This window comes from Halomonas piscis, from assembly GCF_031886125.1.
GTDB lineage: Bacteria > Pseudomonadota > Gammaproteobacteria > Pseudomonadales > Halomonadaceae > Vreelandella > Vreelandella piscis.
In genome coordinates this window covers 2,350,729-2,362,714 of record NZ_CP119391.1, presented here as the reverse complement: position 1 = coordinate 2,362,714, position 11,986 = coordinate 2,350,729, and the positions used below count along the sequence as shown (strand labels likewise).

General features: G+C 66.1%; 9 protein-coding genes. 6 read left to right on the top strand and 3 right to left on the bottom strand.

Annotated features, from left to right (window positions below):
• The first annotated feature begins 24 nt into the window (after positions 1-24).
• Entirely contained in the window at positions 25-2,301 is a 2,277-nt protein-coding gene (clpA, locus tag P1P91_RS11100) for an ATP-dependent Clp protease ATP-binding subunit ClpA (RefSeq protein ID WP_311882655.1), read from the top strand.
• Between the two features lie 201 nt (positions 2,302-2,502).
• On the opposite strand, the gene infA is transcribed toward clpA, so the two are convergent.
• Both infA and aat read right to left on the bottom strand, forming a co-directional pair.
• A complete protein-coding gene (gene infA, locus P1P91_RS11095; RefSeq protein ID WP_007111068.1) occupies positions 2,503-2,721 on the bottom strand; it encodes a translation initiation factor IF-1 in 219 nt (72 codons plus the stop codon).
• 140 nt (positions 2,722-2,861) lie between these two features.
• Positions 2,862-3,620, bottom strand: coding sequence for a leucyl/phenylalanyl-tRNA--protein transferase (gene aat, locus P1P91_RS11090; protein ID WP_311882618.1), 759 nt, complete (start codon positions 3,618-3,620; stop codon positions 2,862-2,864).
• Between the two features lie 258 nt (positions 3,621-3,878).
• On the opposite strand from aat, the gene P1P91_RS11085 reads away from it, so the two are divergent.
• Positions 3,879-6,881 carry a DNA translocase FtsK gene (locus tag P1P91_RS11085; protein ID WP_311882616.1) on the top strand — a complete coding sequence of 1,001 codons (3,003 nt, stop codon included), beginning with the start codon at positions 3,879-3,881 and terminating at the stop codon, positions 6,879-6,881.
• A 146-nt stretch (positions 6,882-7,027) separates the two neighbouring features.
• Positions 7,028-7,672, top strand: a complete 645-nt coding sequence (gene lolA, locus P1P91_RS11080; protein WP_311882615.1) for an outer membrane lipoprotein chaperone LolA — start codon at positions 7,028-7,030, stop codon at positions 7,670-7,672.
• A 19-nt stretch (positions 7,673-7,691) separates the two neighbouring features.
• Here lolA and P1P91_RS11075 read toward each other — a convergent pair whose 3' ends face one another.
• On the bottom strand, positions 7,692-9,020 hold the full coding sequence (locus P1P91_RS11075) for a replication-associated recombination protein A (RefSeq protein ID WP_311882614.1): 1,329 nt from the start codon (positions 9,018-9,020) through the stop codon (positions 7,692-7,694).
• A gap of 241 nt (positions 9,021-9,261) precedes the next feature.
• Between P1P91_RS11075 and P1P91_RS11070 the strand changes: the two genes are divergently transcribed.
• The 3 genes from P1P91_RS11070 (at position 9,262) to trmA (ending at position 11,930) form a co-directional block, all read left to right on the top strand.
• The gene (locus P1P91_RS11070; protein ID WP_311882612.1) at positions 9,262-9,810 is read left to right on the top strand and encodes a hemerythrin domain-containing protein; all 549 of its coding nucleotides are present in this window, start codon (positions 9,262-9,264) and stop codon (positions 9,808-9,810) included.
• A 147-nt stretch (positions 9,811-9,957) separates the two neighbouring features.
• Positions 9,958-10,767: a glutamate racemase gene (gene murI, locus P1P91_RS11065; protein ID WP_311882611.1), complete on the top strand. Its 810-nt coding sequence runs from the start codon at positions 9,958-9,960 to the stop codon at positions 10,765-10,767.
• Positions 10,768-10,811: 44 nt separating this feature from the next.
• Positions 10,812-11,930: a tRNA (uridine(54)-C5)-methyltransferase TrmA gene (gene trmA, locus P1P91_RS11060; protein WP_311882610.1), complete on the top strand. Its 1,119-nt coding sequence runs from the start codon at positions 10,812-10,814 to the stop codon at positions 11,928-11,930.
• The last annotated feature ends 56 nt before the right edge of the window (positions 11,931-11,986 follow it).

The window sequence follows — 11,986 nt, the reverse complement described above, 5'->3', positions numbered from 1 at the left end:
AGAAGTAGCGAAAAGGGGACTGCCATGCTGAGCAAAGAACTTGAACTGACCCTGAATACGGCCTTTACCGTGGCACGTTCCAAGCGCCACGAGTTCATGACCGTGGAGCACCTGCTATTGGCGCTTCTGGACAACGCCGCCGCCGTGGACGTCCTCAAGGCGTGCGGGGCTGATCTGGACAAGCTGCGTTCCGACCTGCAGGACTTTATCAACTCGACCACGCCGCTGATTCCCGAAAGCCAGGGCGAGCGTGAAACCCAGCCGACGCTTGGCTTTCAGCGCGTGCTGCAGCGTGCGGTCTTCCACGTGCAGTCGTCGGGAAAAAACGAAGTCACCGGCGCCAACGTGCTGGTAGCGATTTTTTCCGAGCAGGAAAGCCAGGCAGTCTACTTTCTCAAGCAGCAAAGCGTTGCCCGGGTGGACGCGGTCAACTATATCGCCCACGGCATTTCCAAGGTGTCCGGCCACGGCGCCTCGTCGTCGCCGTCCCGGGACGAGGCCGAAGAGGCTGAAGAGGGCACCGGCGACAACGCCTCGCACCCGCTGACCGGCTACGCCACCAACCTCAACGAGCAGGCCAGGCTGGGCAAGATCGACCCCTTGATCGGCCGCGACCACGAGCTTGAGCGGGTGGTGCAGATTCTTGCCCGCCGGCGCAAGAACAACCCGCTGCTGGTGGGCGAGGCCGGCGTGGGCAAGACGGCGGTGGCCGAAGGGCTTGCCCGGCGGGTGGTGGAAGAGGACGTCCCCGACGTCATCGCCGACGCGGTGGTCTACGCTTTGGACATGGGCGCGCTGCTGGCCGGCACCAAGTATCGCGGCGACTTCGAAAAGCGCCTCAAGGCCCTGCTCGCCGAGCTGAAAAAACAGCCCAACGCGATTCTGTTCATCGACGAAATCCATACCGTGATCGGCGCCGGCGCGGCCTCGGGCGGGGTAATGGACGCGTCCAACCTGCTCAAGCCGCTGCTCTCGTCCGGGGAGCTGCGCTGCATCGGCTCCACGACGTTCCAGGAGTTCCGCGGCATCTTCGAGAAGGATCGCGCGCTGGCCAGGCGTTTCCAGAAAGTCGACGTGCTGGCGCCCTCGGTGGATGACACCATCAGCATTCTCAAGGGGCTGCGGTCGCGCTTCGAGGAGCACCACCAGCTTAAATACACCGACGCCGCCGTGGAAAGCGCCGCTCGTCTGGCGGATCGCTACATCAACGATCGCTATCTGCCGGACAAGGCCATCGACGTCATCGACGAAGCCGGCGCCCACCAGCGGCTGCTGCCGTCGGAAATGCGCATCGATACCATCGACGTCGACCAGGTCGAGGCGGTCGTAGCCTCCATGGCGCGGATTCCGCCCAAGAGCGTATCGAGCTCCGATCGCAAGCTGCTGGCCAATCTCGATCGCGACCTCAAGATGCTGGTGTTCGGTCAGGACGAAGCCATCGACACCCTGGCGGCAGCCATCAAGCTCTCCCGGGCCGGGCTCAAGTCCCCGGACAAGCCCGTGGGCAGCTTTCTCTTTGCCGGCCCCACCGGGGTGGGCAAGACCGAGGTGGCGCGCCAGCTATCCCACATCATGGGAATCGAGCTTGTACGCTTCGACATGTCCGAATACATGGAGCGCCACACCGTGTCACGGCTGATCGGTGCGCCTCCGGGCTACGTGGGCTACGAGCAGGGCGGGCTTCTGACCGAAGCCATCACCAAGCAGCCCCACTGCGTGCTGCTGCTCGACGAAATGGAGAAGGCGCACCCGGAAGTGTTCAACCTGATGCTTCAGGTGATGGACAGCGGCCGGCTCACCGACAACAACGGCCGGGAAGCGGACTTCCGCCATGTGATCGTGATCATGACGTCCAACGCCGGTGCCGAGCTCGCCGCGCGGCGCTCCATCGGCTTTCAGACCCAGGATCACTCCACCGACGCCATGGAAGTGCTCAACAACACGTTCTCGCCGGAGTTTCGCAACCGGCTGGACGGCATCATTCAGTTCAGCTCGCTGCCGGTCGAGGTGGTGCGCAACGTCGTGGACAAGTTCCTCATCGAGCTGCAGGCGCAGCTGGACGAGAAGCGCGTCCAGCTGGAAGTGGACGACAGCGCCCGGAACTGGCTGGCCGAGCAGGGCTACGACCCCGATATGGGCGCCCGCCCCATGGCACGGCTGATCCAGGAAAAGCTCAAGAAGCCGCTGGCGGAGATGATCCTCTTCGGCGAGCTGGCCGAACACGGCGGCACGGTCCACGTCCGCCTGGAAAACGGCGAGCTCAAGCTGTCAACGGAGGCGGAAATGGCGGATGCGCCCTGAGAGGGGCGCTGCCGGGCGCTAAAGCCGGCAAAACCCTCGTCTCGCCGGTAAGGCGTCACCGCCCGTCCCGGCAATGCGCCAGGCGCCCTGTCCGTAACGATGACGGGGCGCTTGCGTATCCGGGCCTGGCAAGATGGGGGAGGCGGCAGGCGTGGCGGGCGGCGCTAGGGGAGCGTGCCCGGAAAGGGCAAAAGGCCGGTGCTAGCGCGAGCGGTAGACGATGCGGCCCTTGGAAAGGTCGTACGGGGTCAGCTCGACCTTGACCTTGTCGCCGGTCAGGATGCGAATGTAGTTCTTGCGCATTTTGCCCGAAATATGGGCGGTCACCACGTGGCCGTTTTCCAGCTCGACGCGGAACATGGTGTTGGGAAGGGTGTCGACGATCACGCCTTCCATTTCAATATGATCTTCACGTGCCATATAGGCCCTTCCTCACTGGTTCAATGGATGTTGGAAACTCACGAAGGGAGTTACCGCCCGTGGCCAGCGCCCGGGCGGGAAAACGCGCTATATTGTGCCGCAAGGCGGGCGTCAAGGCAAAAGCTGCGGGATAAATCCGCCTAAAGGACCAGCCGCCGATTGTCGGGAGCCGCCAGGGCGTCGAGCCAGGAAGGACGAGGCACGCGCGGCGGTGGCGTCGAGCTGGCGGGCGTGGCGGGGGTAAGCTCGGGCAGCCAGGTATCAAGATAGGCAAGAAACCTCGACCGAGCCACGTTGACCGCGCCGAGGCTTGCCAGGTGCGGCGTGTGCATCTGGCAGTCGATGAGCTTGCCGCCACAAGCGCGCATGGCGGCGGTCAGGTAGGCAAGCGCCACCTTGGAGCCGTCGGGCCGGTGCGAGAACATCGACTCGCCGAAAAACACCGGCCCCAGGGCGACGCCGTACAGCCCCCCGGCCAGCACGCCGTGCTGGTAGACTTCCAGGCTGTGGGCAACGCCCAGCCGGTGCAGTCGGCAGTAGGCGGCGTGCATTTCCGCGGTGATCCAGCTGCCGGCCTCGTCGCCCCGAGGCGCCGCGCAGGCGCGTATTACGCCGGCGAAATCGCCGTTCAGCGTGACGTGAAAGCCGCCGTGGCGCAGCCGCTTGCTCAGGCTGCGCCGCTGCTTGAACGCCTCGGGAAACAGCACCATGCGCGGGTCGGGGCTCCACCACAGGATCGGATCGCCGTCGGTGAACCACGGGAAGATGCCGTGGCGATAAGCGCTGACCAGCCACGCCGGGGTCAGCGAGCCGCCTGCGGCCAGCAGGCCGTTGGGGTGAGCCAGCGCCGTATGGGGGGGTGGAAAGGCGGGTTTGGACGAGGATAGCCAGGGTAGCATGGCGTGCTCCGGTAGCGGACAGGTCGCGACGAGCCCTGTGACGGCATCAAGATGCCCGGTATGATGCCACGTCCCGGCCCGTTCGAGAACGTTGCCAAAAACCGCACGGTGTCCGGCAAACGAAGCATCCATCAAAGGTACAGGGGTACAAGAGGGGGTCGCTTGACAGTCAACAAAGCGGGAAACAAACGCAGGCCGCAGACGTCCGGAAAAGTTTCAAAAGGGCGCGTTCAGGCGGCGACGCAAGGGGCGCGGCGCATGGTGGTGCGTCTTCAGGGAGCCGCTCGCGAGGGCGTTGTGGTGGTACTGCTGGCGCTGTGTGTCTTCTTGCTGCTGGCGCTTTTGAGCTATCAGCCGGGAGATCCGGGGTGGTCCTATCGCGGGCCGGAAAGCGACGTGGCCAACTGGATGGGCACGATCGGTGCCTGGCTTGCCGACGTGCTGTATTCGCTGCTCGGCGCCAGCGCCCTGTGGTGGCCGGGCATGTGTGGCTTTGCCGCCTGGTGGCTGATACGTTCCCGCCAGGTGCGCTTTACCCTGGACCCGGTGGCGCTGGCGGTGCACCTTGGCGGGCTCGTACTGTTGGTGCTGGGCACCACCATGCTGGGAGCGCTGCATTTCTATCATCCGCAAAGCGTGCTGCCCTACGGCTCCGGCGGCATTATCGGCGAGGGCCTGGTAGGCGCGCTGGTACCGCTGCTGGGCAGTGCCGGTACGGGGCTGATGGCCGCGGCGCTGATGGCCGGCGGCTTCCCGCTGTTCAGCGGCGTGTCCTGGCTGCGGGTAGCGGACGAGGCGGGCCATCGTGCCTACGGCCTGGGCGGCTGGCTCAAGGCGCGCACGGCGAGCCTGCGTGAAAAACGGCGTAACAGAGCCGGTGCTGCCGCCGCCGCCGCGCCGGCTGCGCGGACGCCGTCGCCGGCGCGGCAGGCAGCCGAGCCGGCAAGGCGCGAGTCGGCGCCGAGCGCGCGTACCGCCCCGTCGGCCGAGCCGGCGCGCCCCTCCCGGCGCGAGCCGAGCCTGACCGCGACCGAACCGGCCGCCGAGCAGGCCGAGGCCACCGAAATCCCCTGGGACGCCGCGGCGTACTTTACCGGCAGGGCCGCCGGCCGTGCCCCTGAGCCGGAAGCGCCTGAGTCGGAAGAGCCTGAATCAAAAGCCGCTGAGCTGTCGACGGACAAGCTGGCGGATCAGCCCGGGTGGGATCAGCCGGCCCCGGAGCGCAGCGAAGCCGAAGCCGGCACGCGCCGGGAGCCGATTCTTGGCCCACGAGCGGCGCCGGAGGCGTCGCTTGATACAGAGCCTGCAGAGCCCGAACCTGATACGGAGCCGGAGCCGGAGCCGGAGCCGGAGCCGGAGCCGGAGCCGGAGCCGGAGGCAGAGACAGAGACAGAGCGCGACTCAGAGGCGGAGCCCGAATCAGCCCCCGAGGCGGAGGTGGAGCCGTCGTTTACCCGCTATTCTGCACCCGACCCCGACCCCGACCCCGACCCCGAACCCGAACCCAGGCCGGCGCCGCCGCGCAGCCCCGAAGTGGTGCCCGAGCCCGTCTGGGAAGAGGATGATGAGGTGCCCGAGTCGCCGCAGGCCCCCGCCGCCCCGGTATCACCCGCCCCTGCGCCCGAGGCCGAGCCGGCGCGCCGGGAAACGGAGATGGCTGACCCCCCTGCGGCAGCGGACGACGAGGCGCCGGCGCTATGGACGGTGGAACACCTGCAAAGCCAGCGCCCCGAGCTTGACGACATGCCCGAGCCCGAAGGCGAGCTGCCGAGCTATCGGCTGCTGACCCAGCCCGAACCGCACCAACCCAACTATACCGATCAGGAGCTTGCCGAGATGGCCGAGCTTCTCGAGGTGCGCCTGCGCGAGTACGGCGTCAAGGCCGAGGTAGTGGAAACCTGGCCGGGGCCGGTGATTACGCGTTTTGAAATCAAGCCCGCGGCCGGGGTCAAGGTGTCCAAGATCAGCAACCTGTCCAAGGATCTGGCGCGTTCGCTGATGGTCAAGAGCGTGCGCGTGGTCGAGGTGATTCCTGGCCGCCCGACGGTGGGCATCGAGATTCCCAACCCCCGTCGGGCGATGATCCGCCTGCGCGAGGTGATCGATTCCGACGTCTATCAGGACAAGGAATCGCCGCTGACTGTCGCGCTGGGTCAGGACATCGGCGGCGGGCCGGTGGTGGCCAATCTGGGCAAGATGCCCCATCTGCTGGTGGCCGGCACCACCGGCTCGGGCAAGTCGGTGGGGGTCAACGCCATGCTGATTTCCATGCTGCTCAAGGCCAGGCCCGACGAGCTCAAGATGATCATGGTCGACCCCAAGATGCTGGAGCTGTCGGTGTACGACGGCATACCGCACCTGCTGGCGCCGGTGGTGACCGACATGAAAGAGGCGGCCAACGCCCTGCGCTGGTGCGTGGCGGAAATGGAGCGCCGCTACAAGCTGATGGCCGCCATGGGCGTGCGCAATATCGCCGGCTTCAACGCCCGGCTGGACGAGGCCGAGCGCGCCGGCGCCCAGGTGGCCGACCCGCTGTGGGAGCCCCAGCCCTGGGAAATGCACCAGACCCCGCCGGTGCTGGAAAAGCTGCCCTACATCGTGGTGGTGATCGACGAGTTTGCCGACATGTTCATGATCGTGGGCAAAAAAGTCGAAGAACTCATCGCTCGGCTGGCGCAGAAGGCCCGGGCCGCAGGGATCCATCTGATTCTCGCCACCCAGCGGCCGTCGGTTGACGTGGTGACGGGTCTGATCAAGGCCAACATTCCCTCGCGGATGGCGTTTCAGGTGTCGTCAAGGATCGACTCGCGCACGATTCTCGACCAGGGCGGCGCGGAAAGCCTGCTGGGCCACGGCGACATGCTCTATTTGCCCGCCGGCTCCGGCCCGCCCAACCGGGTGCACGGCGCCTTCGTCGACGACGACGAGGTCCACCGGGTGGTGGAAGATCTGCGCCGTCGGGGCGAGCCCGAGTACATCGAGGAAATCCTCTCCGGCGGGGTATCCGCCGACGCGCTGGCCGGCCTCGAGGCCGAGGGGGCCGAGGGCGAAGACGCCGAGAAGGACGCGCTCTACGACGAGGTGGTGCAGTTTGTCACCGAGACCCAGCGCGCTTCCATTTCCTCGGTGCAGCGCCGCTTCAAGATCGGCTATAACCGCGCCGCCCGGCTGGTGGACGCCATGGAAAGCGCCGGCGTGGTCAGCCCCATGGGCAGCAACGGCGCCCGGGAAGTGCTGGCGCCGCCGCCGGTCAGGGACTGACCGCAACGTGAAAAAATCGGGAAAAAGCGCCGCTGAGGGAAACCTGCCGGCGCTTTTTGCGTCATAGTGAGCACGCCATTTTTACCGCTAATCGACCGGCAGTGACGTGGCCGGTCTTGAATTGACAGGGCCTCAGGGAGATATCGATGCGCCATTTTGCCATACCGCGATCTTTTTCATTTGCGCTAGCCGCCAGCGCCCTGGGCTTTATCGCCGCGCCTTTGGCGTGGGCGAGCGAGGCCGCCGAGCGGCTGACCGAGCGGCTTGACCCGCTGGAGACCTACGAGGCTCGGTTCGATCAGCAGATCCTCGACAGCAGCGGCGAGCGCCTGCAGCAGGCAGAAGGGGAGATGTGGCTGTCGCGCCCGGGCATGCTGCGCTGGGAAGTGGCTGCACCCTATAGCCAGACCGTGGTGTCCGACGGCGACGAGGTTTATCTCTATGACCCGGACCTGGAGCAGGTAACGGTCCAGGACCTGGACAACCGGGTGACCTACACCCCCGCGCTGCTGCTGTCCGGCAGTGCCGGCGAGCTTACCGACAGCTTCGACGTCTTCCACGAGCAGGAAAACGGCGACGATGTCTTTACCCTGATTCCCGTCTCGCCGGACACGCTGTTTGAAGAGCTCAGCATGACTTTTGACGGCGATACCCTGACCGAACTGTGGATGGCTGACAGTACCGGCCAGCGCACCGCCATTCGCTTTTCCGGCATTCATCAGAACGCGCCGATCGACGACGCGCGCTTCCGCTTTGATATGCCCGACGGCGTCGACGTGATTCGCGAATAGGCGCTCTAAGCCGCCGGCATCATGGCCGGCGCTGGCCGTCGACCTCGGCGTCGCGCTCGGCGCGCCAGGCCATGATGGCGGCAAAGCGCTTTTCGTGGCCCAGCTCTGCCGGTTCGTAGAACCGCGTCGGGGGCAGCCCTTCCGGCCAGCAGTCGTGGGCGCTGCCGGCGGGGTAGCCGTCGGGCTCGCTGTGGGCATAGCGGTAGCCCTCGCCGTGGCCGAGCTCCTCCATCAGCCGGGTCGGGGCGTTGCGCAGGTAGGCCGGCACCTCGACCTGGGGCTGGTCGCGCACGAACTGCTGCGCTGCCTTCCAGGCGCGGTCAATGCGGTTGCTCTTGGGCGCCACGGCCAGATGGATAGCGGCGTGGGCCATGGCCCGCTGTCCCTCGTAGTCGCCCAGGCGTAGATAGGCGTCCCAGGCGGCCATCGCCAGCGGCAGGGCGCGGGGATCGGCGTTGCCCACGTCTTCCGAGGCGATGGCGGTGAGCCGGCGGATCACGTCCAGCGGATCGCCGCCGCCCTGGGTGAACCGTGCGATGTAGAGCAGCGCGGCGTCCGGACGAGAGGAGCGGATCGACTTGTGGATGGCAGAAAGCAGGTCGTAGTAGTCGTCTCCCTGCTTGTCCATGGCGCTGGCCTGATGGCCGATGACGTCGTCCAGTACGCCAGGCGTCAGCGTCTCCTCGGCGCCGGTCGCGGTGGTAAAGTCGCAGGCGGTTTCCAATAGACCCAGCGCCCGGCGGGCATCCCCGGCGCTTGCCCGGGCCAGCGCCTCAAGCACGCCGTCTTCCACCCGGATGCGGCGTGCGCCCAGGCCGTTTTGCGTATCGGCGAGCGCCTGCTGCATGACCTCGATCAACGCCTGCTGGTCAAGCGGCTTGAGCACGTAGACCCGGGCCCGGGACAAAAGCGCCGAGTTGACCTCGAAGGAGGGGTTTTCCGTGGTCGCGCCGATCAGGGTGAAAAGCCCCGATTCGACGTGGGGCAGCAGGGCATCCTGCTGGCTTTTGTTCAGGCGATGGATCTCGTCGAGAAACAGCACCATCGGCGTGGGGGACAGCGCCCGGGCGCGCTCGACCACGGCGCGGATCTCCTTGACCCCGGCCATTACCGCGCTCAGGGATTCAAGCGCTGCGCCCGAGGCGTGGGCGAGTATTTCGGCTAAAGTCGTCTTGCCCACGCCCGGCGGGCCCCACAGGATCATGGAGCGAACGGTGGCGTTATCCACCATTTGCCTGAGCGGCTTGCCTTCGCCCACCAGCGCCTGCTGGCCAATGTAGTCGTCGAGGCTGCGCGGGCGCATGCGATAAGCCAGCGGTGCCTGGCCGGCGGTAGAAAAAAGATCCATGCAAACTCCGTTGAACAACGCCGTGCCGTTGGCTGTCATGAATAGCAGGCGCCGCGACTCGCCTTGGGGTGGCAATCCAGTCGGCGCCCGGCTACGGTTAGCATGATTGTTTCAGTCAGCGCGAAAAGAGTCGAGCGCAACCCCCGGACATGAGCGACTCGTCGTGCCCCGCCAGGCTTGGCGCGTCAGGCGTGCACGCGCGAAGATCTGGAGCAGGCGCGGTGAACAAGGAGACAGTACCATGATTAAGCAGCTGAGCCTGGACCACGCCAACATGGCGCGGATGCTCCACGTGCTGGACCTGAAATATCGGGTTCTCCAGCAGGGTGAGCGTCCCAACTTCCATCTGATGCGCGAAGTGGTGGACTACATTCTTTCCTACATGGAAGACTTCGCGGTCTCTCTCGAGCAGGGGTTCGTCGAGCAGCTCAAGGAATACGTGCCCGAGCATTCGGACGTCGCCGAGCAGATGCTGGCCGACTACCAAAAGCTCAGGCCCCGGCTGGAAGCGCTTTCCGACGATATCGACATGGTGCTGATGGATAATATTCTGCCCATGGATCGCTTTGCCGACGACTTGAAGCAGTATCTGGAAGCGCACCGGGAGTACCTGCGCCAGGAGCGCGAAGAGCTTTTCCCGCTGCTGGAAAACCGCTTCGACGCCAAGGGCACCGAGTTCTTCAAGCAGACGATGCCCAGCAACGCCGACAAGAAAATCGAGCACCTCAAAGAGGCCTACCCCGAGCTTTATGAAGAGCTGGAAGAGGCCGACGTGCCGCCCCTCGAGTAGCGCCCGCCGAGGGCATAACAAGCGAGAACCCTGACAGCGGGGCGTGCTAAACTGGCCGCCCCGTTTTTTTGTGCCCTCCAGGCTTGCTGCCCGTCGGGCCGGCCTGTGCCCCGGGCCACCACGCTTGAGGAGATTGCCTTTCCGCTCATGTCCGGCCCCGTGCTGATTTTCGACTCCGGCGTCGGCGGGCTGTCTGTCGCGGCGGCGCTGCGCCGCCACTTCCCCGAGGCGGCGCTGTGCTACGCCTGCGACAACGCCTGGCTGCCCTACGGCCTGCGCCCGGACGCGGCGCTGGTTCGGCGTATCGTGGCGACGTGCAAAGCCGCGGTGGAAGCCTGCCGTCCGGCCGTTTTGGTGGTGGCGTGCAATACCGCCAGTACCCTGGCGCTCGAGCCGCTGCGCGCCGCGCTTGAGGTCCCCGTGGTGGGAACCGTGCCGGCGATCAAGCCCGCGGCGGCGCTGAGTCGTACGCGTCATCTGGGCCTGCTGGCCACCTCGGCCACGGTGCGCCGGCCCTATACCCGGCGGCTGATCGAGCGCTTTGCCGCGGACTGCCGGGTCACCTGCGTTGCCGCCGATGCGCTGGTAGGCGAAGCGGAAGCCTGGCTTGGCGGGCGCGAGCCCGACGCTGCGCGCCTTGACATGGCCCTTGCGTCCCTGTGGCAGGCGGCCCGACTCGAGGCGGCCCCGCTGGATACCGTGGTGCTGGGCTGCACTCACTTTCCGCTGCTAACTGCGTCGCTTTCCGCGCTGGCCCCGACGCCGCTTGCCTGGATCGATTCCGGCGATGCCATTGCCCGGCGCGTGGGCCAGCTTGTCGCGCCGCTGACCGCTTCCGGCGGCCGGCCAGGCCCCGGGTTTGCGACTGCCCCCAATGCGGCGCTTGCGTACGCGCTTGCCGCCTACGGCTTTGGCCCGCCCGCGCCGCTGGCGCTTGCCGATGCCGCTACCCATTAGTCGCCCCAGAAACACAGCCGCTACTCGCCCAACAGGAGATGCCCTTGGCCATACCCCAGGTACAGCCGCAGCATTACGAGGCCCAGCTCGCGGCCAAATGCGATACTATCCGCCGCCTTTTTGCCGGCTTTGACACCCCCGAGATGGAAGTTCACGACTCGCCGCCGAGTCACTATCGCCAGCGCTGCGAATTTCGCCTCTGGCACGAAGGCGACGATCTTTACTACGCCATGTTCGACGTGGCGCGAGACGCCGCCGGCAACAAGCAGAAAACGGTCGTGCGTCTGGACCAGTACCCGGTGGCAAGCGAGGCCATCAACGCGCTGATGCCCCGGCTGCGCGAGGCGTTTTTGGCAAGCGAAACCCTGCGCCGGAAACTGTTCCAGGTCGAGTTTCTGACCACGCTTTCCGGCGAAGCGCTGGTGACGCTGGTGTATCACCGCCCGCTGGACGATGCCTGGCAGGCCGAAGCCCGGGCGCTGGAGCGTGCGCTTGGTATCATGATCATCGGCCGCTCGCGCAAGCAGCGCCTTGTGCTCACCCGGGATCATGTCTGGGAGCGGCTGAGGGTCAACGGCCGAGCGCTTGACTACCAGCAGGTGGAAAACAGCTTTACCCAGCCCAACGCCCGGGTATGCGAAAAGATGCTCGCCTGGGCCCGGGACGTGACCCAGGGCAGCGAAGCGCAGGATCTGGTCGAGCTTTACTGCGGCAACGGCAACTTTACCGTTGCCCTCGCCGGCAACTTCCGCCGGGTGCTGGCCACCGAGATTTCGCGTACCGCCGTGGCCAGCGCCCGGGTTAACCTGGCGGCCAACGGCGTGGATAACGTCCACGTGGCGCGGATGTCCGCCGAGGAGTTTTCCCTGGCGCTGAAAGGCGAGAAGGGCGGGCGCCGCGTGGCCGAGATGGCGCTTGACGACTATGCTTTTTCTACCGTGCTGGTGGATCCGCCGCGGGCCGGACTGGACGCGGACAGCTGCGCGCAGATCAGCGGCTATGAGCGCATCGTCTATATTTCCTGCAACCCGGAAACCCTCGCGGAAAACCTGGCGCAGCTCGCGGCCACCCACCGCATCGCGCGGCTGGCGCTGTTCGACCAGTTCCCGTTTACGGATCACTGCGAGTGCGGCGTGTTGCTGGTTCGCCACGACGGCGCCTGAGGCTTTTCAACGCCGGCTTCAGGCGCATGCGCAGTCGGCATGCAGTATGAGTAAAT

Excerpts from the sequence above, each read along its gene's own strand:
- infA (WP_007111068.1), bottom strand. The coding sequence starts at position 2,721 with ATGGCACGTGAAGATCATATTGAAATGGAAGGCGTGATCGTCGACACC.
- P1P91_RS11075 (WP_311882614.1), bottom strand. The coding sequence starts at position 9,020 with ATGGATCTTTTTTCTACCGCCGGCCAGGCACCGCTGGCTTATCGCATG.
- lolA (WP_311882615.1), top strand. The coding sequence starts at position 7,028 with ATGCGCCATTTTGCCATACCGCGATCTTTTTCATTTGCGCTAGCCGCC.
- P1P91_RS11085 (WP_311882616.1), top strand. The coding sequence starts at position 3,879 with ATGGTGGTGCGTCTTCAGGGAGCCGCTCGCGAGGGCGTTGTGGTGGTA.
- aat (WP_311882618.1), bottom strand. The coding sequence starts at position 3,620 with ATGCTACCCTGGCTATCCTCGTCCAAACCCGCCTTTCCACCCCCCCAT.
- P1P91_RS11070 (WP_311882612.1), top strand. The coding sequence starts at position 9,262 with ATGATTAAGCAGCTGAGCCTGGACCACGCCAACATGGCGCGGATGCTC.
- clpA (WP_311882655.1), top strand. The coding sequence starts at position 25 with ATGCTGAGCAAAGAACTTGAACTGACCCTGAATACGGCCTTTACCGTG.
- murI (WP_311882611.1), top strand. The coding sequence starts at position 9,958 with ATGTCCGGCCCCGTGCTGATTTTCGACTCCGGCGTCGGCGGGCTGTCT.